Origin of the sequence: Lentzea sp. NPDC058436 (genome assembly GCF_042721515.1) — a bacterium.
GTDB lineage: Bacteria > Actinomycetota > Actinomycetes > Mycobacteriales > Pseudonocardiaceae > Lentzea.
Genome location: NZ_JBHXLF010000003.1, coordinates 790,660 through 815,603 on the forward strand (window position 1 = coordinate 790,660; position 24,944 = coordinate 815,603).

General features: G+C 70.0%; 25 protein-coding genes. 16 read left to right on the plus strand and 9 right to left on the minus strand.

Annotated features, from left to right (window positions below; translation table 11 throughout):
* Complete coding sequence (locus tag ACFWN2_RS17405) at nt 1-1,089, plus strand: S-(hydroxymethyl)mycothiol dehydrogenase (protein WP_382428498.1); 1,089 nt, start codon at nt 1-3, stop codon at nt 1,087-1,089.
* Entirely contained in the window at nt 1,089-1,688 is a 600-nt protein-coding gene (locus ACFWN2_RS17410; protein ID WP_382428499.1) for an MBL fold metallo-hydrolase, read from the plus strand. The genes ACFWN2_RS17405 and ACFWN2_RS17410 overlap by 1 nt, the downstream gene beginning before the upstream one ends.
* 3 nt (nt 1,689-1,691) lie before the next feature.
* On the opposite strand, the gene ACFWN2_RS17415 is transcribed toward ACFWN2_RS17410, so the two are convergent.
* Nucleotides 1,692-2,450, minus strand: a complete 759-nt coding sequence (locus ACFWN2_RS17415; protein WP_382428500.1) for an enoyl-CoA hydratase/isomerase family protein — start codon at nt 2,448-2,450, stop codon at nt 1,692-1,694.
* A 56-nt stretch (nt 2,451-2,506) separates the two neighbouring features.
* Between ACFWN2_RS17415 and ACFWN2_RS17420 the strand changes: the two genes are divergently transcribed.
* Nucleotides 2,507-3,475: a DUF2332 family protein gene (locus ACFWN2_RS17420; protein ID WP_382428501.1), complete on the plus strand. Its 969-nt coding sequence runs from the start codon at nt 2,507-2,509 to the stop codon at nt 3,473-3,475.
* An 11-nt stretch (nt 3,476-3,486) separates the two neighbouring features.
* Entirely contained in the window at nt 3,487-4,407 is a 921-nt protein-coding gene (locus ACFWN2_RS17425; protein ID WP_382428502.1) for a hypothetical protein, read from the plus strand.
* Between the two features lie 166 nt (nt 4,408-4,573).
* On the opposite strand, the gene ACFWN2_RS17430 is transcribed toward ACFWN2_RS17425, so the two are convergent.
* Nucleotides 4,574-5,308, minus strand: a complete 735-nt coding sequence (locus ACFWN2_RS17430; protein ID WP_382428503.1) for an SDR family oxidoreductase — start codon at nt 5,306-5,308, stop codon at nt 4,574-4,576.
* 65 nt (nt 5,309-5,373) lie between these two features.
* On the opposite strand from ACFWN2_RS17430, the gene ACFWN2_RS17435 reads away from it, so the two are divergent.
* Both ACFWN2_RS17435 and ACFWN2_RS17440 read left to right on the plus strand, forming a co-directional pair.
* Complete coding sequence (locus ACFWN2_RS17435; RefSeq protein WP_382428504.1) at nt 5,374-6,153, plus strand: helix-turn-helix transcriptional regulator; 780 nt, start codon at nt 5,374-5,376, stop codon at nt 6,151-6,153.
* 302 nt (nt 6,154-6,455) lie between these two features.
* Nucleotides 6,456-7,604, plus strand: a complete 1,149-nt coding sequence (locus tag ACFWN2_RS17440; RefSeq protein WP_382428505.1) for a hypothetical protein — start codon at nt 6,456-6,458, stop codon at nt 7,602-7,604.
* Between the two features lie 73 nt (nt 7,605-7,677).
* Here the strand turns inward: ACFWN2_RS17440 and ACFWN2_RS17445 are convergent, their stop codons facing one another.
* Entirely contained in the window at nt 7,678-8,496 is an 819-nt protein-coding gene (locus ACFWN2_RS17445; protein WP_382428506.1) for an esterase/lipase family protein, read from the minus strand.
* Nucleotides 8,497-8,717: 221 nt separating this feature from the next.
* Here ACFWN2_RS17445 and ACFWN2_RS17450 point away from each other — a divergent pair, with 221 nt between their 5' ends.
* Both ACFWN2_RS17450 and ACFWN2_RS17455 read left to right on the plus strand, forming a co-directional pair.
* Nucleotides 8,718-10,244: a wax ester/triacylglycerol synthase family O-acyltransferase gene (locus ACFWN2_RS17450; protein ID WP_382428507.1), complete on the plus strand. Its 1,527-nt coding sequence runs from the start codon at nt 8,718-8,720 to the stop codon at nt 10,242-10,244.
* A gap of 50 nt (nt 10,245-10,294) precedes the next feature.
* Nucleotides 10,295-10,798 (plus strand): hypothetical protein, encoded by a 504-nt coding sequence (locus ACFWN2_RS17455; protein ID WP_382428508.1) that lies wholly within the window; start codon nt 10,295-10,297, stop codon nt 10,796-10,798.
* Here ACFWN2_RS17455 and ACFWN2_RS17460 read toward each other — a convergent pair.
* Genes ACFWN2_RS17460 through ACFWN2_RS17470 form a run of 3 tightly spaced genes read right to left on the minus strand, consistent with a single transcriptional unit; the run spans nt 10,708 to nt 13,065 of the window.
* Nucleotides 10,708-11,622 (minus strand): alpha/beta fold hydrolase, encoded by a 915-nt coding sequence (locus ACFWN2_RS17460; RefSeq protein ID WP_382428509.1) that lies wholly within the window; start codon nt 11,620-11,622, stop codon nt 10,708-10,710. The genes ACFWN2_RS17455 and ACFWN2_RS17460 overlap by 91 nt on opposite strands.
* A 46-nt stretch (nt 11,623-11,668) precedes the next feature.
* The gene (locus ACFWN2_RS17465; protein WP_382428510.1) at nt 11,669-12,502 is read right to left on the minus strand and encodes a hypothetical protein; all 834 of its coding nucleotides are present in this window, start codon (nt 12,500-12,502) and stop codon (nt 11,669-11,671) included.
* Entirely contained in the window at nt 12,499-13,065 is a 567-nt protein-coding gene (locus ACFWN2_RS17470; RefSeq protein WP_382428511.1) for an RNA polymerase sigma factor, read from the minus strand. Before ACFWN2_RS17470 ends, ACFWN2_RS17465 begins: the two co-directional genes overlap by 4 nt.
* Before the next feature lie 63 nt (nt 13,066-13,128).
* Here ACFWN2_RS17470 and ACFWN2_RS17475 point away from each other — a divergent pair, with 63 nt between their 5' ends.
* On the plus strand, nt 13,129-14,028 hold the full coding sequence (locus ACFWN2_RS17475) for a phosphotransferase (protein ID WP_382428512.1): 900 nt from the start codon (nt 13,129-13,131) through the stop codon (nt 14,026-14,028).
* Here ACFWN2_RS17475 and ACFWN2_RS17480 read toward each other — a convergent pair.
* On the minus strand, nt 14,025-16,205 hold the full coding sequence (locus tag ACFWN2_RS17480; RefSeq protein ID WP_382428513.1) for a hypothetical protein: 2,181 nt from the start codon (nt 16,203-16,205) through the stop codon (nt 14,025-14,027). The two genes, ACFWN2_RS17475 and ACFWN2_RS17480, sit on opposite strands and share 4 nt — an antisense overlap.
* A 301-nt stretch (nt 16,206-16,506) precedes the next feature.
* Between ACFWN2_RS17480 and ACFWN2_RS17485 the strand changes: the two genes are divergently transcribed.
* From ACFWN2_RS17485 to ACFWN2_RS17515, 7 genes are read left to right on the plus strand one after another with little or no spacing between them, the layout of a single operon-like run.
* Complete coding sequence (locus ACFWN2_RS17485) at nt 16,507-17,622, plus strand: ROK family protein (protein ID WP_382428514.1); 1,116 nt, start codon at nt 16,507-16,509, stop codon at nt 17,620-17,622.
* Between the two features lie 44 nt (nt 17,623-17,666).
* Nucleotides 17,667-18,623 carry a TauD/TfdA dioxygenase family protein gene (locus ACFWN2_RS17490; RefSeq protein WP_382428515.1) on the plus strand — a complete coding sequence of 319 codons (957 nt, stop codon included), beginning with the start codon at nt 17,667-17,669 and terminating at the stop codon, nt 18,621-18,623.
* On the plus strand, nt 18,623-19,105 hold the full coding sequence (locus ACFWN2_RS17495; protein WP_382428516.1) for a flavin reductase family protein: 483 nt from the start codon (nt 18,623-18,625) through the stop codon (nt 19,103-19,105). Before ACFWN2_RS17490 ends, ACFWN2_RS17495 begins: the two co-directional genes overlap by 1 nt.
* Nucleotides 19,106-19,109: 4 nt before the next feature.
* A complete protein-coding gene (locus ACFWN2_RS17500) occupies nt 19,110-20,132 on the plus strand; it encodes an ABC transporter substrate-binding protein (protein WP_382428517.1) in 1,023 nt (340 codons plus the stop codon).
* Complete coding sequence (locus tag ACFWN2_RS17505; RefSeq protein ID WP_382428518.1) at nt 20,129-20,962, plus strand: ABC transporter permease; 834 nt, start codon at nt 20,129-20,131, stop codon at nt 20,960-20,962. The genes ACFWN2_RS17500 and ACFWN2_RS17505 overlap by 4 nt, the downstream gene beginning before the upstream one ends.
* Entirely contained in the window at nt 20,938-21,600 is a 663-nt protein-coding gene (locus ACFWN2_RS17510) for an ABC transporter ATP-binding protein (protein WP_382428519.1), read from the plus strand. The genes ACFWN2_RS17505 and ACFWN2_RS17510 overlap by 25 nt, the downstream gene beginning before the upstream one ends.
* Nucleotides 21,597-22,913 carry an LLM class flavin-dependent oxidoreductase gene (locus ACFWN2_RS17515; protein ID WP_382428520.1) on the plus strand — a complete coding sequence of 439 codons (1,317 nt, stop codon included), beginning with the start codon at nt 21,597-21,599 and terminating at the stop codon, nt 22,911-22,913. Before ACFWN2_RS17510 ends, ACFWN2_RS17515 begins: the two co-directional genes overlap by 4 nt.
* Here ACFWN2_RS17515 and ACFWN2_RS17520 read toward each other — a convergent pair.
* Both ACFWN2_RS17520 and ACFWN2_RS17525 read right to left on the minus strand, forming a co-directional pair.
* Nucleotides 22,902-23,762, minus strand: a complete 861-nt coding sequence (locus ACFWN2_RS17520; RefSeq protein ID WP_382428521.1) for a patatin-like phospholipase family protein — start codon at nt 23,760-23,762, stop codon at nt 22,902-22,904. The genes ACFWN2_RS17515 and ACFWN2_RS17520 overlap by 12 nt on opposite strands.
* A gap of 45 nt (nt 23,763-23,807) precedes the next feature.
* On the minus strand, nt 23,808-24,905 hold the full coding sequence (locus ACFWN2_RS17525) for an alkaline phosphatase family protein (protein WP_382428522.1): 1,098 nt from the start codon (nt 24,903-24,905) through the stop codon (nt 23,808-23,810).
* Between the last annotated feature and the right edge of the window lie 39 nt (nt 24,906-24,944).

Sequence of the window (24,944 nt, forward strand, 5' to 3'; positions counted from 1 at the left end):
GTGGCGCAAGAGGTCAAGGGCATCGTCGCCCGGGGCAAGGGTCAACCCGTAGAACTGACCTCGATCCTGGTGCCCGATCCCGGCCCCGGCGAGGCAGTGGTGAAGGTCCAGGCGTGCGGCGTCTGCCACACCGACCTGCACTACCGCGAGGGCGGCATCAACGACGAGTTCCCGTTCCTGCTGGGCCACGAGGCCGCGGGTGTCGTGGAGTCGGTCGGCGAGGGCGTCACCGACCTGGAGCCCGGCGACTTCGTCGTGCTGAACTGGCGGGCGGTCTGCGGCACGTGCCGCGCATGTCGCCGGGGCAAGCCCTGGTACTGCTTCTCGACGTACAACGCCTCGCAGCCGATGACGCTGACCGACGGCACGAAGCTGTCGCCCGCGCTGGGCATCGGCGCGTTCGCGGAGAAGACGCTCGTCCACTCGGGACAGTGCACGAAGGTCGACCCGTCCGCGCGCGCCGCGGCGGTGGGCCTGCTGGGCTGCGGTGTCATGGCCGGCGTCGGTGCCGCCGTGAACACCGGCAACGTGGGCCGCGGCGACTCGGTGGCCGTGATCGGCTGCGGCGGTGTCGGTGACGGCGCCATCGCGGGCGCCCGCATCGCCGGTGCCGCGAAGATCATCGCCGTCGACACCGACCCGCGGAAGCTGGAGTGGGCCAAGGGTTTCGGCGCGACGCACACCATCAACGCGCGGGAGGTCGACGACGTCGTCACCGCGATCCAGGACCTGACGGACTCGTTCGGCGCGGACGTCGTGATCGACGCGGTCGGCCGCCCGGAGACGTGGAAGCAGGCGTTCTACGCCCGCGACCTCGCCGGAACCGTTGTCCTGGTGGGTGTTCCGACGCCGGACATGCAACTGGAGATGCCGCTGATCGACTTCTTCAGCCGCGGCGGCTCCCTGAAGTCCTCGTGGTACGGCGACTGCCTGCCCTCGCGCGACTTCCCGATGCTCGTGGACCTGTACCAGCAGGGCCGCTTCGACCTGGACGCGTTCGTCACCGAGGAGATCGCGCTCGACGGCGTCGAGGGCGCGTTCGAGAAGATGCACCACGGCGACGTGCTGCGATCGGTCGTGGTGTTCTGATGGCGCTCCGCGTTGACCACACCGTCACGTCCGGCACGTTCTCGCTGGACGGCGAGACGTTCGACGTCGACAACAACGTCTGGGTCATCGGCGACGACGCGGAGTGCGTCGTCATCGACGCCCCGCACGACGTGGACGCGATCCTCAAGGTCGTGGGCGGCCGTCGCGTCGTGGCGATCCTGCTGACGCACGCGCACGACGACCACGTCCGCGTCGCACCGGACCTTGCGCACGCCACGGACGCGCCGCTCGCGCTGCACCAGGCCGACCACGTGGTGTGGAGCCTGACGCACACCGGCGTCATCCCCCACCAGGCGCTGGAGGACGGCCAGGTGCTGACCGTGGCCGGCGAGGAGATCCACGTGCTGCACACGCCGGGCCACTCGCCCGGCGCCGTGTGCTTCTACGTGCCGTCGCTGGGCGCGGTGTTCACGGGCGACACGCTGTTCCAGGGCGGGCCGGGCGCGACCGGCAGGTCGTTCTCGGACCGTCCGACGATCGAGCAGTCGATCCGGGAGAAGCTGCTGACGCTGCCCGGTGAGACCGTGGTGCACACGGGCCACGGCGACGACACGACGATCGCCGCCGAGGTGTTCTAGGGCTCAGAACCGCGGAGGCCGCTTCTCCAGGAACGCCGTCACGCCCTCGGCGTAGTCGGCGCTGGAGGCGGCCTCCGCGTACAGCGCGCGCACGAAGTCGTCCTCGTGCCCGCCGTCCGTGATCGAGTTGATGATCTTCTTCGCGCCCCGCACCGAGACCTGCGCGCGGCCCGCGATCTGCTCGGACAGCTCCTTCACGCGCACGTCCAGCGACTCCACGACCTCGTTGACCAGGCCGATCCGCAGCGCGGCGGCGGAGTCGATCAGGTCGGCGGAGAACAGGATCTGCTTCGCCCACGCCGGGCCGACGGCGTCGACCAGGGCCTTGGTGGACGTGAAGTTGTAGACGATGCCGAGCTTCGCCGGCGTGATGCCGAAGCGCGCGTCCACGGAGGCGATGCGGATGTCGCAGGCGAGCGCGATCTCGCAGCCGCCGCCGACGCAGAAGCCGGAGACGGCGGCGATCGTCGGCTTGTCCAACTGGGCGATGGCGCGCTCGCCGGCGTGCACCGCCTCGCCGTAGTGAGCGGCGCCCTCGGCACCCCTGCGCAGGGTCGAGAACTCGGCGATGTCGGCGCCCGCGGAGAAGTGCTCACCGCCGCGGATGACGAGCACCCGCACGTCCTCATCTGCGGAAACGCGACTGAGCAACCCCGGAATGGCCGACCACATGTCGTAGCTCATGGCGTTGCGCTTGGACGGGCGGTTGATCGTCAACGTGGCGACCGGGCCGGCCGCGGAAAGCTCCAGGAACTCGCTCACCCGTCGCACGATACCGACGCCCTAGTAAAGTCCCCTGGCCGAAGACAGGAGGACCCGTGACCGCGGCTGCTATGGGTGCGTCCACGCTGCGCACGTTCGCGGTGCGGTTGCGCACCACCGCGCCGGTGTCCGCGCGCATCCTGTCCGAGCTCGCGAGTGAGCTCGACAAGGGCGGGCCGGTGGCCGACCTGCTGTGCTCGCACAGCGCCGTGCACAGCCCGCTGTTCGGCGTGCAGGCGCTGGCGGGGGTGCGGTTGCTGATGCTGTCGGGCAAGGCGCCGGAACTCAGCCAGCGGTTCACCAGCGCGCACGCGGCGGCGATGGCCGGGGAGTCGGACTCGGCGGCGCTGCTGACGTGGCTGGCGGCCCGCAGCGCGATCATCGAGAACCCCGGCGAGATCCTCGCCGCGCTCGACCGCACGGTGCAGCAGCACCAGCCGAAGACGGCCGGGTTCCTGCTCAGGGGGCTCACCATGATCGGGGCGCCCAAGGTCCGGCTGCTCGAACTCGGCGCGTGCGCCGGGCTGAACCTGATCCTCGACCACTACCGCTGGTTCGGCCTCGGCTGGGAGTGGGGCGACAAGGACTCGCCGGTGCGCCTGGCCGCGGTGGGGCCGCAGCCGCCGAACCTGCGGATCGTCGACAGGGCGGGCTGCGACCTGCAGCCGCGCGACCCCGCCGACCCCAAGCACGCGATGATCCTGCAGTCGTTCATCCCGCCGGAGCACGACGCGCTGCGGTGGGACCTCGACGACGCCATCGAGCTCGCCTCCCAGGTCGGCGTGAAGGTCGCCCGCTCCCCCGCCGGGCGGTGGCTGCGCGAGAACCTCGTGCCGCCCGAGGACCGCGGCACGTACACGGTGATCTGGCACAGCTCGTTCTGGGCGTACCTGACCGAGGACGAACGCCACGAGATCGAGACGACGCTGACGGCGGCCGCCGGGTCGATGCCACTCGCGCGCGTCGCCTACGAGTCGACGGACTTTCGCTCAAACCCCCGCCTGACCGTAACCATCTACAGCTAACCTCCGGCGGCGTGAAAACGATCCGCGCCTCCCTGCTGGCCGTCGCCCTCTTCACGACGACCCTCGCCGCGCCCGCCCAGGCGGCCGTCTCCGACCACGACCTCGCGTTCCACTGGGCCCCTGTCCACCACCAGGACACCGACTCGTCCGACTACGACGCCGACTACCTGTCCACTGTGGACTTCGACGGCGACTGGAACACGCTGAACAACTGGGAGAACCAGCCCCAGCTCGCGAAGCTGACCGGCGCCGCCTACTACTCCGTCGTCGAGACGGACACGCACTGGTTCGTCGTCTACGGCTTCTTCCACCCGCGCGACTGGGACGACCAGCCGGACCCGTTCGGTCAGCGCACCCACGAGAACGACCTGGAGGGCGCCCTGTTCGTCGTCCGCAAGGACGGCTCGCAGTACGGCAAGCTCGAAGCCGCCGTCACGGTGGCGCACAGCGACTTCTACTCCTACGTGCCCGCCGACTCGCCGTACCAGAACGGCGCGGAGACCATCGACGGCACGCTGCTGCTGGTGGGCGGCCGCCCAGCCACGTTCCAGGAGGCCAAGGGCCACGGCCTGTACCGCTGGAACGGCGCCGACTTCCCCGGCGGTGACGGCGTGGTCTACCAGCCGTCCGCGACCGGCGAGGTGCCGTCGGGCGGCAACGACCGCAGCGTCGGCTACCGCCTGGTGAACACGTTGGAGGCCAACGGGATGTGGGCCCGCCGCAACAACGCGGAGACCTACTCCTCGTTCGGCACGTTCCGCGGCGACAACGGCAAGGACAACGCCGCCAACGCGCCGTGGGGCTGGGACGACCAGAACGACGGACCGGTCTACCGCGGCTACCTGGCCACCGACCCGGCCCTGCTGGTCGACCGGTACTTCTCCAACAAGGGCGACTTCAGCCTCACCTACACGCGCAACTCCTTCCGCTAGAGCCAGGGCGTGTCCCGGAAGTCCCGTCGGGCGGCAGTGGCGGCCGAGGGCCCCGGAGACGGCACCGCCGCAACGTCCGAATACGCCCGGTATGAGGCCGTCGCGGCGGCACCGTCTCCGGGGCTCTCGCCCGCGCCTGCCACCAGACGAACTTCCGGGACACGCCCTAGGCCTGGGCAGCCGGCCGGACGACGATCTCGTTCACGTCCACGTCGGCCGGCTGCTCGATCGCGAACGCGATGGCGCGGGCGATCGCGTCCGGAGGGATCGCGATCTCGTCCCGTAAGCCCGCGATCCGTTCCCGTACAACGGTGTTCGACGACGCCTCCGCGAATCCGGTGTGGACGAACCCAGGGAACACGGTGGTGACGCGCAGATCAGGACCAGCCTCCTGGCGCAGTCCCTCGCAGATCGCCCGCACCGCCACCTTCGTGCCCGCGTAGACCGCCATGGCCGGCACGACGGTGAACGCGGCCGTCGAGGCGGTGGTCACGAAGTGCCCCGACCGCTGCTCCCGGAACACCGGCAGCGCGGCCGCGATGCCGTGCAGCACGCCCTTGACGTTGACGTCGACCATCTCGTCCCACTCGTCCACGCGCAGGTCGTCCAGCGGCGAGATGGGTCCCACCCCGGCGTTGCCGACCAGCACGTCGAGCCGCCCGAACCGTTCCCGCGCCAGTCCCACCAACGCGTGCAGGTCGTCCCGACGGGTCACGTCCGTGCGCGTGCTCACCGCCGTGCCGCCCGCACCCTCGATCCTGGCCACGAGATCCGCGAGACGCTCCGTCCGGCGTGCCCCGAGCACGAGCAGCGCACCCCGTTCGGCCAGCAGCAACGCGGTCGCCTCCCCGATCCCGCTGCTCGCTCCGGTGATCGCCACGACCTTTCCCTCAACACTCATGACCCCAGCCTGCGACGACCTCAGCCTGGTATCCAGAGCCTGTTTATTCTGGTACCGGAGGTGCCATGACCGCGGACCGGAGACGAGAGCTGGGTGTGTTCCTGCGCAGCCGCCGGGAACGGATCACGCCCGCCGAGGCCGGTCTGCCGACCACCTCGCGGCGTCGCACACCCGGTCTGCGGCGCGAGGAGATCGCGGTGCTCGCCGGGATCAGCGCCACCTGGTACACGTACCTCGAACAGGGCCGCGACGTCCAGGCGTCCGACCAGGTCCTCACCGCCCTCGCCACGGCGCTGCGGCTCGACCGGCCGGAGAGGGACCACCTGTTCCACCTCGCCGGTCACGCGCCCGCCCAGGAGGCCGAGGCGGAGCCGCTGACGGCGGAGGCGGCCGCCGTACCGCACCTGCTGCAGCCGAACCCCGCGTACGTCATCGGCGCCACCTACGACGTGCTCAGCCACAACGAGGCCGCCGCGGACCTCTTCCCCGTCCTGCGCACGCCCGCGCCGAACTTCGCGCGCTGGACGTTCACCGACGAGACGGCCCGGCTCGTCGTGCTCGACTGGGAGCAGGAGGCGCGCGGCCTGCTCGCCCGGCTGCGCACGCTCGCGGCCCGGCACCCCGGCGACGAGCGGTTCACGCGGCTGTTCGAGGAGCTGCGCGAGGCGAGCCGCGAGGTGCGGGCGTGGTGGCCGCACCAGGAGGTGCAGGCCCAGAGCGGGGGTCGCAAACGTCTGCGCCACCCGGATCTGGGCGCCCTCGACTACGCGTACACGGCGTTCCACCTCGCCGGGCAGCCGAGCCAGACGCTGGTGATCTACGCGGATCCGCGCCCCTGCGAGTGACGGTTCATCCGTCCGGTGGTCGTCCCAGGCATGCGGGACGTCGCTCGTTCAGGTGGCGCGCGCTCAGCAGGTTTTTCGGGCTCGAACGCGGCTACTCCAGACGGCGCAACCAGGTGTTCCGCCCAGGGGAGGAGCTCGTGCACGGAACGCCGGAGCGACGGTGGCGGCAAGTTCTCCTTTCCCAGCACGACATCACCCTGCGGTCCGGATGCCTGCGTACTCCGGGCCGTGGTGGACGCATGGGATCCCGCCGCCGAAAACACCTCACGTGAACGAGAAGTTGTCGTCAAGAGAGGAAGAACATGCGCAAGAACGTCACGACCGGCCTCCTGGCCGCATTCGCGGCCTTTGGCCTCGTGCTCGCGGGCGGACCGACCGCCAGTGCCGACACCGGCACGTTCCCCCCGTTCCAGACCGGTGGCGCGGGACACCATCCGACGAACGCGGAGTGGTTCGCCTTCGAGGCCTGGGCCACCGCGGTGGCCGGGCACGGAGCGGCCTCCGGCGAGGGCGGCGACGCCGAGAGCTCCAACTCCGCCACGACCGGCGACTCGGGTGACTCCGACGACCTGCCCACGGGCGACACCGGCGACGCCACGAACAACAGCAACACCGAGGGCGGCAACACCGGCACCGGTGGCAACGGCGGAGACGCCGACGCCGCAACGGAAAGCGCCACCGCGTCCACTTGGGACGAGGACGAGGGCGACTACGACGACGAGAGCAAGGAGCAGCACAGCCGCCCCGCCGACAACAACGACTCCGACGCCACGGCGTCCGCGACCGCCGGCAACGGCGGGCCGTCCGGTGACGGCGGCGACGCCGACAGCACCAACACCGCGACGACCGGCGACTCGGGCGACAGCGGCGACTCCGGCGACACCGGGCACAACTCCGCCATGGTCATGTGCGTGCACTCCACCTGCCTGACCGGCACGAACTCCGGCCACTCCGGCTGGACGGCCACGGGTGACACCGGCGACGCCACGAACAACAGCAACACCCAGGGCGGCGACACCGGCAGTGGTGGCGACGGCGGAAACGCCGACGCCGCAACGGAAAGCACCTCCACCGAGTGGGACGAGGACGACGAGAGCAAGGACTGGAACAACCGTCCCGCGCACAACGACTCCGGCGCCACGGCGTCCGCCACCGCCGGCAACGGCGCGGCCTCGGGTGACGGCGGCGACGCCACCAGCACCAACACCGCCACCACCGGCGACTCGGGCGACAGCGGCGACTCCGGCGACACGGGCCACAACTCCGCCATGGTCATGTGCGTGCACTCCACCTGCCTGACCGGCACGGACTCGGGTGCTTCTGGCTGGGCGGGCACCGGCGACACGGGCGACGCCACCAACAACAGCAACACCCACGGCGGCAACACCGGCGCGGGCGGCAACGGCGGCGACGCGCTGGCCACTTCCCTGACCGAGGTGATGGGCGGCTGACCGGCTGAGACGATCACCTGGCGAGCGGGTGGGAACCGAAGTCCCACCCGCTTTCCGGGCGCCGCAAGGCTTTCTAGGCGGCGCGCGGGTACAGCCGCGCCATGCCGGGAGGTGCGGCGAAGGGCGCCCACGTGCCCTCCGCCTGCGCCAGCCGGTCCGCCACGACCCACAGCACGCTGGAGTTGAAGCCGTAGCCCAGATGTGAGGACGACACCTGGATGTTCTCCCTGCGCGGCCCCGGTTCCTCGACGCACGACTCCCACGAGACGATGCCGTCCGTTTTGGAGTAGACGGACGTAGCGGGCACCGGGATCGGCGGCCGCGTCGACTCCAGCGGCGGGAACTCGTCCTTCGGGATGTGCAGGCGCGACAACAACGAGAACGCCGGCATCGCCCGTGACTGCACGGGATCGCTCATGTTGTACGGCGACCCGAGGGTGATCACCTGCCGGACGCGGTGCGGGTGGTCGCGCGCCATCTCGCGCGCGAAGATCCCGCCCAGCGACCAGCCGACGATCGACACCGGTCCGCCGTGGGCGTCGGAGACCTTCTTCACCAACGCGTGCATGCCGTCCACGGCCTTGCGCGTCGGCCCGATGTTGCGGCCCAGCCCCCACGGGTTGACCTGGTAGCCCAGACCGGACAGGAAGCGGCGCAGCATCACCGTGGACGAGTCCGCGGCGCCGAGGCCGGGGAACACGAGGACCGGGTGGCCGTCACCGGAGGGCGCGCCGCGCAGCATCGACCTGGTGGCCACGAACTCGCTGACGTCGAGTGCGCAGCGGGTGGGCTCGGTGAGGTACCAGAAGAGGCCTGGCGCGCTGCCTCTGACGAGGTGCAGGGGCGAAGTGGCAGCCACTTCGAAGACTTCGTCCGAAGGTACGGCGGACATAGGAGCCTCCCCACACGTCGACAACCCCGAGCCGGCGCCCCGGGCGGCGTCGCCCGGTGAGTCCATGATGTTTCGTGAACGATCTTTTAGCCAGCACTTTCGAGTCTCGATTCGCCACGAAGATGTAACGCGTTGGCAACCTCACACCTGTGCAGTGCCTCTCACCTGCATGGACGTCGATTGAGACGCAACCCTGCTCTACTCTTTTTCGAGTGGATCGCATGAGCTCACTGGACGCCAGCTTCTACTTCATCGAGGACGAGAACGTGCCGATGCACGTCGGCTCCGTCCTGATCTTCGACGGGCCCGTGCCGTCCTACGGCGACGTGATCCGTCTCTTCCTGTCGCGCATGGACCAGGTCCCGCGCTACCGGCAGAAGGTGAAGGCGCTGCCGTTCCACGTGGGGCGTCCGGTCTGGGTCGACGACGACCACTTCAACATCCTCTACCACGTCCGCCACACCGCGGTGCCGTCGCCGGGCGGGGAGGACCAGCTGCGCAACCTCGCCGGCCGGATCTTCGCGCAGAAGCTCGACGACTCGAAGCCGATGTGGGAGGCGTGGCTGGTCGAGGGCCTCGAAGGCGGTCGCTGGGCGATCATCTCCAAGGTCCACCACTGCATGATCGACGGAGTGTCCGGTTCGGACATGCTGCAGCTCACCCTCGACTTCCGGCAGGACAGCGTGCTGCCGGAACCGAAGGAGTGGAAGCCGCAGCCGCAGCCCTCCACGCTCGACCTGGTGATCGACGGTGTCCGCGACGCCGTGGTGACGCCGGTGCAGCACCTGTCCGCTTTGCCCGCCGTCGCGCGCAACGTCCGTTCCTTCAGCGAGATCGTCGACTTCGGCAAGTCCGTTCTCGGTTCCCTTCCCGGTACGGCACGGCGTCTGGTGACGCGCGCGGCGACCTCTTTGAACGGTCCTATCGGGCCACACCGCCGCTGGGTGTGGGCGCGCGCGAACCTCGCCGAGATCAAGCAGATCCGCAAGGCCACGGGCGGCACGGTCAACGACGTCATCCTGACGGCGATCACGCGGGGTTTCCGGGACCTGCTGGAGAAGCGCGGCGAGCTGACCGAGGGCATGGTCGTGCGGACCATGGTCCCCGTGTCGATGCGCAAGGCCGACCAGCACAACGAGCTGAACAACCGCGTGAGCGCCGTGCTGGTCAACCTGCCCGTGGGCGAGGCGGACCCGGTGAAGCGCCTCGCGTCGATCCGCGAGCAGATGGACGACCTGAAGGGCTCGCGCCAGGCCGCGGGCGCCGACGTGCTGACGAACCTGTCGAACTTCGCCGCGCCGACGCTGATGGCGCTGGGCTCGCGGACCGCGATGCGGTTCCCGCAGCAGATCCTGCAGACCGTCACCACGAACGTCCCCGGCCCGCGCATCCCGCTCTACATGCTCGGCCGGCCGCTGGTGGAGATGTTCCCGTACGTGCCTGTCGCGTCGACGATCCGGCTCACCGTCGGCATCTTCTCCTACCTCGACAGGTTCACGTTCGGCATCAACGCGGACTTCGACGGCGTGCCGGACGTGCAGCTGCTCGCGGACGGCATCCGCGCGGGCTTCGACGAGATGGTCGCGCTGGCCGCCGAGGCCGCGGAACGCACGGAGGCGGCCCAGAGGGTCGAGCAGGTCAAGGAGGTCGTCGAGGCCAAGGCCGCCGTGAAGAAGCCCGCCGCGAAGCCGCGTGCCCCGCGTGCGAAGGCCTCCACCAACGGCGTGAAGCCGGAGACGACGGCCTGAGACACGATCTGACGGTTCAGGCGGGCGAGCACGACCTGCGCCTGACCGTGGTGGGACTCGACGCACGGCTGGGCGCCCTCAGGCTGGCTCTCGGCCAGGTCGACGACGTCCGCGTCGAGCTGGAGGACGTGCGGTGGTCGCGCTGGCGGGCCCGCCGCGCCACCGTCGTGTGCCGGGACGTCCACGTGAACCCGCCCGCCGTCCTGGTGGCGTCACCCGTCGAGTTTCGGGTCGAAGTGGACTTCGCGGACATTCCGGAGTTACAACCGGTCAGTTGGTTGCCGTTGACCGTCCGGTTGGTCGGCTCGGAGCTGCACGTGCGGCTGCACAAGTGGCTGCCCGCACGCGTGTTCGCGGTGCCGGAGCTGCCGCGCGGCATCGAACTGACGGGCGTCGAGCAGCACGAGGACCACTTCGTGCTGACCGGGGCCGCCCCCGTGCTGCGGGAGCGGCTCACGCTGGGTCAGCTCGCGGACGTGCTCAGGCGGTTGGCGTCCATCCAGTCGAGGACCCGCTCGGACACGACGCCGGGGATCTCCATCTGGGGCACGTGACCGACGTTCGCGAACTCGTCGTAGCGCCAGTGCGGGAACCGGCGGGCCACGTACCGGGCGTTGGCGACGTTGACGAGCCGGTCCCGGTCGCCGCTCATCAGGAACACCGGCACGCGCACCTTGGCCATCGCCGCGTAGTAGGCGCCGCGCTTCGAGGACGCGAACACGACACTGCGCGCGGCGTCCAGGAACGCCCTGTCGAGCCCCTCGACCTTGGCTCGCTCGCCGATGAGGTGCTCGCTGGCCTGCTTGAGCTCCTCGGGGATGCCCGACGGGTCCGCGCAGACCAGCCGCAGCAGGCGGTCGACCTGGGCACGGGCCGGCACGGTCCGCGACCTGGCCAGGAACCGCTCCCCCAGCCCCGGCACCGAGTACATGAAGAACGTGGCGAGCATCGTCGGGTCCGGCCGCGTCCCGAGCACCATCGGCAGCGCGGGGTCGACCAGCACGAGTCCCCTGACCAGGTCGGGGTCGTGGGCGGTCTGGAAGAGCGAGATCAGCCCGCCCATCGAGTTGCCGACGAGGACCACCGGCTCCCCCACCACCTCCCGCAGGAACCGACCCAGGAGCCTCGTGTTGGCCTGGACGGTGGTCTGCCGCCCTTCCGGGTGCGTCAGGCCGTGCCCGGCGAGGTCGACGGCCGTGACGCGAGCCTTCTGCGCAAGCAACGGCGCCAGCAGCACCCAGTTGAGGTGCGAGCCGCCGAGCCCGTGCACGAGGACGACCCGCGGCCCGTCCTCCGGTCCGCCGAAGTCGACCCAGTGCACGGGCCCGCCGAGGTCCGCGTGGTGGCTGGTCCCGCCGAAGTGCGCCACAGTCGTCATACCAACCAGTATGTCGCTTGAATTGACCAGTCGGTAGCCACCTTCGTCACTTCCAGGGCGACGCCGCCCGGCACTGGTCCTTCGCCCTGTTCTGGTCGCCGTAGACGATCGCGAGGGTGGCCGGGTCGTAGAAGCACGCTCCCAGCTGCTCCGTGCTGGTGCCGAGCAGGTCGCCGCTCGCGTCGTAGGCGCGCACGACGGGGTCGGGCCCGGCGCCGGAGATGGACCACGACGGCGGGTGGTACACGCGGACCGCGAACGTGCCGTTGGCGATCTTCGCCTCGACCGTCATGTCGTCGGCCGTGACCGTCACCTTCGCGACCTTCGAGTCGACCCGGCCGACCGTCGTCCGGTGGCCCGGCCTCCCCTCGTGGCCCGGCCCGAAGTGGTCGCCCCCGGCGGTCGCGGTCGCGGTGTCGACGGAGAAGTGCCCCGGCAGCACGTTCACGGCACGCCTGCCGAAGCCGGCGTTGTACTCCTTGCCCCTCTCACCGAGCCCGCAGAGCAACGCCTCCTCCCCGGTGTAGAGCACGGCCCACCGCGTCTGCTCGTCGAACAGCTGGTGCAGCTTCGCCGTCCCGATGAGCCCGGTGGACTCCATGCATCCCTTCTCGATCGCCTCGACCGTCTCCTGCGGCACCCCGAACCCGTCCGAGGTGGTCGTGGGCGCCGCGCTGGTGACGTGGACGGCGGGCGACGGTGGAGGCGGCTCCGGCTGGAGCGTGAGCACGCTGGCCACCACCGCCGCCACGGCGGCCACGCCGGCGAGGACGGGGAAGAGCAGCCGGCGCCGACCGGCGACCGCCCGTTCGACGTCGGCGCGGATCCTCGCGTGGCGGCCGGGAGGCAGGTCGCGGGTGGGCGGAAGCATGCTGGTCATCGGTCCTCCCCGGTGTGCACGAGCTCGCGGTGGTGCCGGAGCCTGGACTTCGCCTTGCTGACCCGTGCCCGGACGCTGCCCTCGGTGATGCCGAGCACCGCCGCCGCGTCCGCGTACGACACGTCCGACCACACGCACAGCGCGAGCGCTTCCCGTTCGTTGCGCGGCAGTCTCGCCACGGCGCCCAGCAGCTCCTTCATCCGCCGCTGGTCGTCGAGGCGCTCCGCCACCAGGTCCGCGTGGTCGGGCATCGCGGGTTCCCCGCTCAGCCGCCGCAGGTTCCTGAGCCTTCGCAGGAGAGAGCGCTGCTCGTTGCGCACGACGTTCGTGGCCACCGTCAGCAGCCACGGCAAAGCCGAGTCGCGTTCCAGCCGCACGTCGTCACGCTTGCGCCAGGCCAGCAGGAACGTCGCCTGCAGGTGGTCCTCAGCTTCGGCCCACGACGCGGTCAGCCTGAAGCAGTGGTTGTAGACCGCCTTCGCGTGCCGGTCGAACAGCACCCCGAAGGCGCGCGAACTGCCCCCGGCGGCCTGCGACCACAGCGCGCGGTCGTCCGTTGTCATACCTGTTCGTGTCCGCCCGCCCCAGAAGTGTTGGCACCGCAGCCACCACTAGCGTTGCGGAGCGTGGCACATCTGGGGGTGGCCGATCTCGCGGACGTCGCGCGGTCGGCGTACGGCCGCGAACTGCGCGACGTGGCCCGTCTGCGCGGCGGCAGCAAGAAGGGCGTCTACCGCCTGATGCTCGACGACGGCACGACGGGCATCGCGTACGTGTGGCGCGCTTCCGAGGACTACTGGCCAGAGCACGACGAGGATCCGTTGTTCGGCCACGCGAGCGGACGCGACCTGTTCCTCACGGCCCACACCGCCCTGTCCGAGGCCGGGGCGTGCGTGCCGAGGCTCGTGCTGGCCGACGCGGACGTCGTCGTGGTCGAGGACCTGGGCGGCGAGTTCCTGGAGAAGGCGTTCGACGCCGACGCGCTGGAACGGCTGTGGGACGACCTCGCGGCCGTGCACCGCCACACCAGCCCGCGTTACGGCCGCCCGAACGCTCTGCGGCCACTGGACGCACCACCCGTGCCGGACGTGGTGCTGCACCGGGCCCTCGGCCACCTGGAGACGTGTCGCGCACGGGTGCCGCGGATCGCCGCCGAGCGCGACCGCCTGGAAGCACAGCTGCGTGAACGGCACGCGGCGGTCGAGCCGCGCACGACGTACGCGCTGATCCACGGCGAACTGGGCCCCGACCACGTGCTGGTGACGGACGGACGGCCGGTGCTGATCGACATCGAGGGCGTGATGTTCTTCGACGTCGAGTGGGAGCACGTGTTCCTGGAGTTGCGGTTCGGCTCCCACCACCGCCCGGCCACCGGCCTGGACCAGGCACGGATGTCGTTCTACCGGCTCGCGCAGCACCTGTCCCTTGTGGAGGGTCCGCTTCGGCTGCTGGACGGCGGCTTCCCGCACCGCGACGCCATGACGGCGATCGCCGAGCACAACATCGGACGCGTTCTCGACTGCTAGCGCTCGTCGCGTTTGAAGAGCCGGCCGATCCCGGTGACGAGGCAGACCGCGAGCACCCAGCCGAGAACGGTGAACGCCAGCGACGCCCACCGCGCGCCGTGTAGCGGCACCCAGAGCTGGCTGTGTTCGAGGCTCATGATCGGCAGCAGCAGGTCGACGGTGTAGAGCCACGGATCGAACCAGCCGACGCTCAGGTGCGGCCTCGCGATGGCGAAGTTGCCGGCGTCCTGACGCAGCAGGTGGAAGACGAAGCCGCCCACCAGCGTGAGCGCCCCGAGACACCACAGGATCCGCAAGGGACGGTAGCCGTATCCCACGGTCGGGCTGAGCAGCCACCACACCGACCTGTGCAGCCTGCCGAAGAAGCCGCTCAGGGTCCGGCGGCGAGCGTCCTCCTTCGCCATCAGCACATCTGTCGCTTCGTCGTGCTGACCGGCACTCGCATAGGTGGCCGCGAGCTGCAGGTACACCTGAGGAACGTACGGGTGGCTGTCACGCAACCACCTGAGCCGCTTGTCCAGCTCCATCGACTTCTCGCGCAGCGCCCCGTAGACGAACCCGTCGAGCATGCTGCCGGCTGACCAGTCGGTCTCGCTGTCGCCGAAGGACCCCGCCTGCGCCTGGCGCAGGTCGATCCGCCCCGCAGGCCGCTCGGCGAACTTCAACCGCAACGCACCCCGAACCTGGGTGCCTCTGAGCTTCAGCGCCTTCTTGCCTCGAAGAGACGCTTTGAAGAAGGTGAGTTCGGAACCGATCCGCGCGTCGCACATCCGCACGCGACCGCTCGCCCGGACCTTGTCGAAGATGACGGCATGACCGACCCTCACCCGGTCGCACCGCACCGCGTCGTCGCTGTGCTCCAGTTCCGCCCCGGTGAAGTCGATCTTCCCCTCGACCGACGCACCCGCGAGATCGACCTTGCCGTGCGCCACGAAGGGCTTGCACAGCTTGATGTCCCGGACGACGTCGATGCCTCGGGCGGTCAACGCCTCCCCGTCGTCGCTGTCGAACCGCCCGCCCGTGCAGTCGAGGTCGCCTCCGACATGCGCATCGCTGAGCACGACCTGCCCGTGCGCGTGGAAGCGCTCATCGCCCCTGACCGAGAGGCTGAGGTCGCTGCTGACCCTGAGCCCGTAGCAGTTCAGGGCCACGCCGCCCTCGTTGTCGAGGTGTGCGCCCTGTGCGCCCAGGAGTCCGCCGATTCGCGCTCCTGCCAGACGAAGCTCGCCGCGGACGTTCGTGCCTTCGCGCAGGACGAGGTTCAGCGCGGTGACTGCGCGGGTGAGGTTGAGCGCCACGCCTCCGGGATTGGAGAACCTCCCGCCGGTGAACTTCAGCCAAGCGCCGAACTGACCGCCGACCAGGTTCAGCTCGCCGTCGACGACGCAGTCCGTGGAGAACTCCGCCTGCTGCCGCACCGTGATCCCGTACGCGAGCAGCGCGGTCCTGCCGGGGCTGCTGAAGTGCGCACCGTCGCAGATCAGGCGCCCGGCGATGGTGGCACCCCTCAGGAACACGTCTCCCTCGGCGGTGAACCCGTTGCACCAGAAGACGTGCTCGTCCACCGTGAGGCCGCTCAGGTCCAGCGCCCTGTCCCCGCCCGGGTTGCGAAAGGTCGAGCCGTCACAGATGAACTGGCCACCGAAGTGGGCACCGATCATGTGCGTCAGCCCGTTCACCGCGAAGCGTCCCGAGCAGTAGACGTCCAGGTCCACCCGGAGACCGTCCGCCTTCAACGCGCCGTCCCGCGGCCCGTCGATCACGCAGTCGTCCATGTCCAGTTGGCCGGACACGTGGGCGCCGGTGAGCTGCACGCACCCGTTGATCGTGCAGCCGCGCAACGCCAACCCGTCCTGCAACCGGACCTGGGAGGCGCGCAGCCCCGGCAGCCGGCAGTCCGAGAAGTAGAGACCGGCCATGGCCGCCTGTTCCAGGTTGGGCGCGTGGTCGAACGTGCACCGCTCGAACTCGACGGGAAACCCGACCTCGCCCGCCTCCACGTCCAGTTCTCCCACGACGGTCACGTCGCGCAGGGTCAGCTTGCGCGGCCGGGAACCGTTCCCGCGCAACAGTTGTGTCCCCAGGAACTCGGCACTGATCTCCCTGTCGCGCCCGTCGAACTCGACTCTCCCGAGCCTGTCCAGTTCGTCGAGCAGCTCGGTCTCCGCTGGCGTCATGTCGCGTGCCCCTCTGCCGCGACCGCGTCCGCCAAGCGCGATCTGATGTGCAGGGATGGTCCCACCTGGACAGCCGGTTGTTGGCCGTGTGGCGAACGTTCACCTGTTCAGACCACGTCCCACCACGTGGGCGGCCTTGGCCGGGGCCGCGCGGGATGTCAGAGTCGGGGCATGTCCCAGGCATCCGCGCTCTGCACGCGCCGCCACGTCGACCTCCGTCGGCAGGCGAGCGCGATGTGTGCGGTGCCCGCCCTCGCCTGAACGGGAATCGGACGACCCCTGCGAGAAGGGGAGGGACCGCGTGAGCCGCACCGCCGCCACCGTGCTCAGGTCCGTGCTGGACCACGGGCCCGTCGCGCGCAGCACCATCGCACGTCTGACGGGACTGAGCGCCGCCACCGTCACCAAGCAGTACGCCGAGCTCGCCGAACGCGGGCTGGTGCGCGAGGTCGACACCCGGATTCCGCGGGTGACGATCGGGCGGCCGCACGTGCCGGTGGACATCGACGTGGACCGGCACGTGGTGTGCGGGGTGCACATCGCTTACGGGCACACGACTTTGGCGCTCGTCGACCTGCGCGGGCGGGTGGTCGCCGAGGAACGCGAGACGCACGACCGGCCGGAAGCCGGGCAGGCGCTGCGCAGGATCGCCGAACGGGTGCCCGCGTTCCTGCGCCGGCACGACCGGGTGCCGCTCGGGGTCGGGGTCGCCACCGGCGGGCGCGTGGACGGCGGCACGATCGTCGAGCACAGCCAGCTCGGCTGGAAAGACGTGCGCATCAAGGAGTTTCTGACCACCGCGCTCGACACGTCCGTTCAGGTCGAGTCGCACTCGAGGGCACTCGCGCGGGCCGAGCAGCTCTTCGGGGACGACCCCAGAGCCCGCACCAGCCTCGTGCACCTGTTCGTGGGCAACGTGGTCGACGCGGCCATCGTCACCGGCGGCGTGGTGCACAGCGGGCCGGGTGGTGCGGCGGGCGACATCGCGCACCTCCGGCTGCGGGGTGACGACACGCCCTGCCCCTGCGGCGGCACCGGGTGCATGCAGGCGGCGGTGGCGGACAGGACGATCGCCGAACGGGCGGTGCGGCTCGGCATCGTGCGCGAGCCGTTGGTGATGGACGTGGTCGCCGCCGCCGAACGCGGTGACCGCCGGGCGTTCGACCTCCTGCGCGGACGAGCCCGGCTGGTCGGGCAGGCCACGCGGCTGCTGCTCGACGTGATCAACCCGGACCTCCTCGTCGTGGTCGAGGTCGGTTCGATGTTCATTCCTGAATGCTGGGAGGTGTTGACAGATGAAATCGGATCACGCAGCACGGAAGTAATTCGAAGCAGTTTCGGCCGTAACGTGCTCAGCGTGGCCGCCGGAGCCGTCGTGCTCAGCCAACTCTACGGTCAGCCGACTTATTTTCCCTGAGCACAAAATAGACAGAGACATATCCTGAGCTGCAGTATCAAAGCATGACCTCAGTTCAGGAAAAGACCACCACCGTCAAGCCGATCGCCGGTCACATCGGTGCGGAAATCTCGGGCATCGACATTTCTCAGCCTCTCCGCGCGGCCGAGCTGGAAATCATTCACGAGGCACTGTACGCGCACAAGGTGATTTTCTTCCGAGACCAGGATCTGGACCACGCGAGCCAGATCGCGTTCGGGCGCCAGTTCGGCGAGCTCACCTACGCCCACCCGCACGACGAGGCACCGCCGACCGGTTTCCCGGAGATCTTCACGATCGACCCGCGCCGCTACGAGGAGCGTTACGGCAAGGAGTTCAAGCAGGTCCAGAAGCGCCAGTACAGCTACTTCTCCGGCTGGCACACCGACGTCACCGCCGCGGTGAACCCGCCGGCCGCGTCGATCCTGCGCGCCGAGGTGGTGCCCGAGATCGGCGGCGACACGACGTGGACGAACCTCACCGCCGCGTACAACGGGCTCTCCACGCCACTCAAGTCCTTTGTGGACGGGCTCAGGGCCGAGCACCGCTACGGCGGTTCGGTGAAGGTCGGGGACGGCGCGTACGCCAAGCGCGTCAACGACAACCTGCTCGTCGCCGAGCACCCGGTCGTCCGCGTGCACCCCGTCACCGGCGAGAAGGGCCTGTTCGTCAACCCCGGCTTCACGAGCCACGTCACAGGAGTCTCCGCGGCGGAGAGCAAGGCGATCCTCGACCTGCTCTACTCCGAGATCACCCGCCCCGAGTACACCGTGCGGTTCCGCTGGGAGCCGGGCAGCGTCGCGTTCTGGGACAACCGCGCGACCGCCCACCTCGCGCCGCGCGACCTGGAGCACCTCGACGTCCGGCGCACCCTGCACCGCGTCACGATCGTCGGCGACACCCCGGTCGGACCGGACGGGCGCGAGTCCACGCTGCTCGCCGGGCGCCCCTTCACCGCCGACCACGCCGTGAGGGTCGACTGATGACCGCGGTCCTGCCGGGCGCCGACTTCAAGCAGGCGTTCCGCCGGCACGCGGCCGGGGTCGTGGTGATCACCGCCGACGCCGAGCACGGACCGGTCGGCTTCACCGCCACGTCGCTAACGTCCCTGTCGCTCGACCCGCCGCTGCTGTCGTTCGGCATCGCGCGCACGTCGTCGAGCTGGCAGCACATCAACATCGCGCGCACGATCGTCGTCAACTTCCTGACCGCACACCAGGAAGAGGTCGCGCGGACGTTCGCCACCAGCGGCATCGACAGGTTCGCCGGCGACCACTGGCACCGGCTCGACGGCGGCGACCCCGTGATCACCGGGTCCAACTGGCTGCGCGCCGAGACCCACCGCCTCATCGAGATCGGCGACCACACGGTCGTCATCGCCAGGGTCATCGACAGCGACGTCTCCGACTCCTCCCCTCCTCTGCTCTACCACGACGGCTCCTACCACACGATCGGCCAGGTGTGACCCGATGCTGACCAGACGTTCCCTGTTGCTCGGCCTCGCGGCTCTCGGTGCCGCGGGGTGCTCCGCGGGCGGCGGCACCACCACCCAGGTCCTCGGCGACCTGCCCACCACGGCCCCACCGCCGGACACCAAGCTGTCGATCTCCATCCGCAGCACGCTCAAGCAGCTCGAAGCGAGCGGTGAGCTGGGCAAGCTCCCGTTCCAGGTCACCGACTGGCCGAACATCCAGGCCGGTCCGGACGTCATCCAGGCGTTCCGCGCCCGGTCGGTCGACCTCGGTGCCAACGCGGGCATCCCGCCGATCCAGGCGCAGGCCACGCGGCTCGCCACCAAGATCGTCGCCGTCGGCGAACGCGACAAGCCCCTCTACACCTACGCCACCAAACCGGGTTCGCCCATCAGGTCGCTACAAGACTTCAAGGGCAAGAAGATCGCGTTCAGCCAGGGCCAGGCCCAGGGCGTCGTGGTGCTCCGCACGCTCAAGGAACTCGGCCTCAAGATCACCGACGTCGAGCTGATCCCGTTGACCAGCAACCAGTTCCTCACCGCCGTGCAGGCAGGGCAGGTCGACGTCGCCGTGCTGGCCGAGCCCCAGCTCACCAAGTACCTCGGCCAGTACCCGGACGCGCGGGCGATCGAGATGAACTCCGTCGACCTCCTCACGGTCCTGTGGGCACCGGTCGACGTCCTCAACGACCAGGCGAAGCTCGCCGCGATCAAGGCGTTCATCCCGTTCTGGGCGCGCGGAACCGTGTGGAGCTACGAGAACCCCGACCAGTGGGTCGACCACTACTACGTGAAGGACCAGAACGTCTCCAAGGCCGACGGCGACCGGATCGTGCGGTCCCAGCCGCCGCTGACCTTCCCGACGAACTGGGACCGCGCGGTCCAGTGGGAGCAGGAGACAGCGGACCTGTTGGCAGAGGGCGGTTTCGTCGAGAAGTTCGACGTCACCGAGCTCTTCGACCGCCGGTTCGAGAAGATCGCCGCCGAGGCCGTCGACGCCAAGTACCGGAGCCGGACATGACCCAGGTCCTCGAACGCCCCGCCGCGCTCACCACGCCGGCGACCCCGACCCGCCGCAGGCGCCTCGGACTCGGCAAACCCATCCCGTACGGACGGGTCCTCGGCCCGGCCCTGATCATCACCGTGTGGAGCATCGCGTCGGCGACCGGCGCGCTGGACCCGCGCATCCTCAGCGCGCCGTGGACGATCGTCCGAACAGGAATCGAGCTTACGGAGAACGGGAAGCTGCCGGAGAGCATCCTCACCTCGCTGCAACGCGCCGCGCTGGGCTTCTTCTTCGGCGCCACAGCGGGAACGTTGCTGGCGATCGCGAGTGGGCTCAGCCGCGTGGGCGAGGCGCTGATCGACGGCACGGTCCAGGTCAAGCGCGCGATCCCGTCGCTCGGCCTGATCCCGCTGCTGATCCTCTGGCTCGGCATCGGCGAGGAGTTCAAGATCGTCGTGATCGCCGTGACCATCGCGACGATCATGTACCTGCAGACGTACTCGGCGCTCACCGGCATCGACAGCCGGTACGTCGAACTGGCGGAGGCCGTTGGCCTGAAACGGTCCCAGTACGTGCGCAAGGTCGTCTTCCCCGGCGCGCTGCCCGGTTTCTTCCTCGGGCTGCGGCTCGCGGTCACCGCGTCCTGGCTGTCGCTGGTGGTGCTGGAGCAGATCAACGCGACCAGCGGCATCGGCTACCTGATGTTCCAGGCCCAGAACTACGGCCAGACCGACGTGATCGTCGTCGGCCTCGTCGTCTACGGCCTGTTCGGGTTCGTCTCCGACGCACTGCTGCGCGTCGTCGAACGGAGGGCGCTGGCATGGCGACGCACGCTGTCCGGGTGAGCGGACTCACGAGGCAGTTCCAGGACCGCAAGGTCCTCGACGACCTCGACCTCACCATCGCGCCCGGCGAGTTCGTGGCGCTGCTCGGCCGCAGCGGCTCCGGCAAGTCGACGCTGCTCAAGGCCATCGCCGGACTCGACCACGACGTGACCGGCAGCGGCGAGCTCGAAGTGCCGAACGAGGTCGCCGTGGCGTTCCAGGACTCCAGGCTGCTGCCGTGGCTGCGGGTCCTCGACAACGTCGAACTCGGCGTGAAACCCGGCAAGGGCAAGGCCGCGTTGGAGGAGGTCGGGCTCCAGGGCCGAGAACGCGCCTGGCCGGCCGAACTCTCCGGCGGTGAACAGCAACGCGTCGCACTGGCCCGCTGCCTCGTCCGCGAACCCCGGCTGCTGCTGGCCGACGAACCGTTCGGCGCGCTGGACGCGTTGACCCGCATCAAGATGCACGACCTGCTGCGCGAGCTCTGCGCGAAGCACCGGCCCGCCGTCCTGCTGGTCACGCACGACGTCGACGAGGCTCTTGAACTCGCCGACCGCGTGGTCGTCCTGCAGGAGGGCCGCATCGGCCTCGACCTCCCGGCGCACGACGCCGACCGCACGCACCTGTTGTCCGCACTCGGCATCGGAGTAGCCGCATGACGCTCCACCTCAACCTGTTCCTGCACGACACCGGCCACCACGAGGCGTCGTGGCGCCTGCCCGAGTCGGAACCGCTGGCGCACATCGACATCGCCTACCACCAACGCATCGCGCGCATCGCCGAGGAGGCCAAGTTCGACTCGGTCTTCCTCGCGGACTCCCCGGTGCTGTGGGGAAACCCGAGCCGCCGCCCGTCCGGGAAGATCGAACCGACGATCCTGCTGACCGCGATCGCCGCCGTCACCACGAGGATCGGCCTGATCGCGACCGCGTCCACCACCTACAACGAACCGTTCAACCTCGCCCGCCGGTTCTCGAGCCTCGACCACGTGAGCGGTGGCCGCGCGGGCTGGAACATCGTCACGACGGCGGGCGACGACGCGGCGCGGAACTTCGGCCTCGACGCCCAGCCGGCCCACCTCACCCGCTACGACCGGGCGGCCGAGTTCGTGGAGGTGTCCAAGAAGCTCTGGGACTCCTGGGACGACGACGCGATCGTCGCCGACAAGGCGAACGGCGTGCACGCCAGGGACGACCGCGTCCACACCATCGACCACGTCGGCCCGCACTTCAGGGTCCGCGGGCCGCTCAACGTCCCGCGCTCACCCCAGGGCCACCCGTTGCTGGTCCAGGCCGGCAGCTCCGAGGACGGCAGAGACTTCGCCGCGAGGCACGCCGAGGCCGTCTTCACCGCGCACCAGACCCTGGAGGACGCCGTCGCGTTCTACCAGGACGTCAAGCGCCGGGCGATCGAGTTCGGCCGCGACCCGGACGAGGTCAAGATCCTGCCCGGCCTGGTCCCGGTGATCGGCTCCACGGAAGAGGAAGCGCACGAGCTCGACGCCGAACTGGAACGGCTGATCGTCCCGGAGCACGCGGCGAAGCAGCTCGCGGGCCTGCTCAAGGTCGACCACCTGGAACTGGACGAGGAACTGCCCGCCGACCTCCCGGACGAGACCGCGATCGAGGGCGCCAAGTCCCGGTACACGCTGATCGTCGAACTGGCCCGGCGCGAACACCTGACCGTCCGGCAGCTGATCGGCAGGCTCGGCGGCGGACGCGGCCACAAGACGTTCACCGGCACCGCGGTCCAGGTCGCCGACCAGCTCGAACTGTGGCACAGCGCGGGCGCCGCCGACGGGTTCAACATCATGCCCGCCGTGCTGCCGTCCGGCCTGGAGCGGTTCGCGGACGAGGTCCTGCCGATCCTGCGCGAACGCGGCCTGTTCCGCACCGAGTACACCGGCAGCACCCTGCGCGAGCACTACGGCCTCAAGCGCCCGGCAGGCCAGTTCAGCGCCCTATCCGTGTGACGGGTGCCCGTACAGCCCCGCACCGGCGAACTCCAGCGTCGTGAGGAACGTGGTCGAGGCCAGGTAGGAGGCCTCGACCAGTTCCGCGGTGTGCGAGAAGTCCAGCGGCGTCACCGCCTGCACGGGCGGTCCGGGCAGGTAGAGCACGGGTGCGCTCTGCGACGCCAGCTCCACCTCCAGCACGGCCTGGTTGCGCATGCCCAGCGTCGCCCAGAACAGCAACGTCTCGGCCAGCGTCTCCGGCACGGCGGGCAGGTGACCGGGGAACGCGCAGTCCAGCACCACCAACGACTTCGCGCCCATCGCGAGCGCCTGCCGGATCGGCACGTTCGCCAGCACACCCCCGTCGTAGAGCACCTGCTCGCCGATGCGCACAGGCGGGTAGACCCCGGGGATCGCCGCGCTGGCGAGGATCGCGGGGATCAGCTCGCCCTCGGTGATGTTCACGGCCTCGCCGGTCACGCCGTTCACCGACACCGCCCCGAACGGCAGCGCCAGATCGGCGAAGGACGCACACCCGTCGAGCCCCTCGGACAGCACGTGCGCCAGGCCTGTGTTCGGGAAGAGGTAGGTCTTGTTGGTGCGCAACGACCTCAGCTGCGCGATCGGACCGCCGGGGAACACCCGCTGCCGCGTCATGCCCTCCCACAGCACCGCCAGCCGTTCCGCGGCCTTGTCCGGGTCCAGGGCGAGCAACGAGCCGTTGACCGACCCGACCGAGGTGCCGACCACCAGGTCGGGCCGCACGCCGTGCTCCCGCAACGCGCGCAGCATGCCGACCTGCGCGGCACCGAGGCTTCCGCCGCCTCCGAGCACGAAGGCGACTGGTCCAGGCAGTTCGATCGTCACGTCCGGTGATCCTAAGGCTGACCAGCGACGAAGGCTGAGTTCGGTCTACACTGAAGTCACTGAGTGGATGAGGAGCGGGATCGCCATCTCCGCCCTGGTCCGCGAACCGTGGAACCCCGTCATGGCGTTCCACGTGGGCTCGGCCTGGCCGCGCAGCAGCACCGCGGAGTCCCTCATCGCCACCACGACGTCGCCGATCCGGTCGGCCGCCAGCGGGCTGACCGGCCCGAACCACCCGGCCTCCACCGCGTCCTCGCGCGTCAGCACGTCCGCCCGGTCACCGAGGAACTCCCGCCACACGGACAGCACCTCGTCGCTCTCGGTGTGCAGGTACCGCACCCGAGGCTCACCGGCGATCACCCGGACTCCCTGCCACAGCAGCGGTTCCGTGTCGAAGTCGATCCGCTCGTCCGCGGTGACCATGCCGTGGTCCGCCGTCACGACGAGCAGCGAGTCTTCGGGCATCCGGGAAGCGATCCTGGACGCCAGCGAGTCCACGAACTCCAGCTGCAGCAACCACTCCTCGGAGCCGGGCCCGTAGATGTGCCCGATCGTGTCGAGGTCGGCGTGGTAGGCGTAGCAGAACGACCGGTCCTGCTGGACGGCCGCCACGGCTCCGAGGGCGAGGTCGCCGAACCCGGCGGCGCCGCGGAACCACGACCCGCGCAGCACCGCCCTCGTCAGCCCGCTGCCCCGGTGCAGCAGCGGGGCGACCGCGCTGACCGCGACCCCGGCCGCCGCCGCGCGTTCGAACAGCGTCGGGTGCGGCTGCACGACCTCGGGCACGAGCGCCTTGCGCAGGTCGTGGCGGTGGTCGCCGGCCCTCGACCAGGTCAGCGAGTTGAGCACCTCGTCGCCCACCGCGAACGTGTAGCCGACGATGCCGTGCTCGCCGGAGAGCAGCCCGGTGCCGACCGAGGCGAGGCTCGTGGCGGTCGACGACGGGAACCCGGCGGAGATCTCCCTGCCGGGCAGGCCCGCCAAGAACGGCGCGTGCGAGGCGTACGTGCGCAGCAGCTCGTGGCCGAGGCCGTCGACGAGCAGCAGGACGACACGCCGGGCCGGTGGCAGGCCGAGCGTGTTGTCGGCGCCGGGAACTTCCAGGCCCGACAGCAGTGATGGGACGACCGCGGCGATGGTCATGAAGGACACCGTGCCACGTCGAATCCGGCAGCGGGCAGA